The organism is Nocardioides salsibiostraticola, assembly GCF_054783655.1.
On sequence record NZ_BAAGQD010000010.1, the window covers coordinates 1 to 1,357 of the forward strand.

Genomic DNA, 1,357 nt, shown 5'->3' on the forward strand with positions numbered 1-1,357 from the left:
CGAGTCGATGCTCCTATGACCTGTCAAGCGGCTTGTGGGTGTTGGTGGAGGTTGCGTAGGTCGGTGCGGAGCAGGGTGAAGAGTTCGCGTGCGAGGTAGCGTTTGAGTTTGCGTCGTAGGTGGGGTGTGGACTTCCCGTCGGGGCTGCGCTGAGCGATGTAGCGGTTGGTTGGTTGGTGATGGGCCAGGCGTGAGATGACCATCATGTGTAGGGCGCTGTTGGCTTGGCGGTTCCCGGCTGGGTTCAGGCGGTAGAACCCTTGGTGTTGACCAGAGTTCGCGGGCACCGGGTTCGTGCCGCACAGGGCAGCGAAGCTGGCTTCGCTGGCGAAGCGTTGGGGGTTCTCCCCGATGGTGATCAGCAGGCGGGCCAGGCCTTGGGGTCCTACGCCGCTGGCGGTGCTGGTGATGGGGGCCAGGGCCTTGGTCAACGTAGTGATGTCTGCGTTGAGGTCGTTGATCTCTTCGGTCAGTGACAACACGCGCTTGGCCAGGCCCCGTAGGACCTTCTTGGCGACCGTGGTGGGGTCGGCCAGGGCGGCCGGATCGATACGGAACCGGGCGCAGGTGGTGGGCAGGGTCTTCTTGGTCAACCCGCCCAGTTGAGTCCGCAGCGCGTCGGGGGCGGTGATCCGGATCTGGTGCATCTGGTTCAGCGTCGCGGTGCGTTGCTTGACCGCGGAGTCGTACTGCAGTTTCAACATCCGTAGGGACTCGATTGCGGCGTGGTTGATCTTCGCGGGGTGGGTCGATCCGGCCAGGACACTGCGGGCAGCTGCCTCGGCGTCGTAGTGATCGCTCTTCCCGCGCCGGCGTCGGCTGGTCCGATCGGGTCGGTTGACCTCGTGGACGGTCAGGTCGTGGTCATCGAGGTAGCGGGCCAACCCTGCCCCGTAGGACCCGGTTCCTTCCACCCCGACTCCGGCCACGGTTCCCCAGCTCTTCAGCCATTCCAAAAGCCGCTGGTAGCCGGTGGTGCTCGCGGGGAACGTCGCGGTGCCGAGCAACGCCCCCAGGGCCGACACTGCGGACGCGACGTGGAAGTCGCGGTGGGTATCAACCCCGCCGTAGACCGCTCGGGGGTCGACCGGATCGAGATTTCTGTGGTGATCAGTCATGCTGGGACCGTTCCTTCCAGTAGGGAACGGCGTGCCGGGCTGGTCAGGGACGAACCAGTGATGAGACCTTGCCGGGCTCCTATCAAGTCACCAGATCCAGTCCGGCACGCCAACGCAGTCTGCGTCGAGTGGTGCACGGTGGAGACGGCCGAACCGATCGACTCAAAGTCAGTCAACAGACGACAGGCGCAACTCGAGTCAGACCGCCCCCACCAAGCATCTCAAAGTCTCACTGGCGC

At 64.6% G+C, this 1,357-nt stretch carries 1 protein-coding gene; it reads right to left on the minus strand.

Translation table 11 applies throughout. The features are described 5' to 3' along the window. Nucleotides 1-23: 23 nt before the first annotated feature. Entirely contained in the window at nucleotides 24-1,118 is a 1,095-nt protein-coding gene (locus tag ACYVLV_RS06365) for an IS110 family RNA-guided transposase (RefSeq protein ID WP_460808603.1), read from the minus strand. Nucleotides 1,119-1,357 lie beyond the last annotated feature (239 nt).

Coding starts and splice junctions, on each gene's coding strand:
- ACYVLV_RS06365 (WP_460808603.1), bottom strand. CDS start 1,118: ATGACTGATCACCACAGAAATCTCGATCCGGTCGACCCCCGAGCGGTC.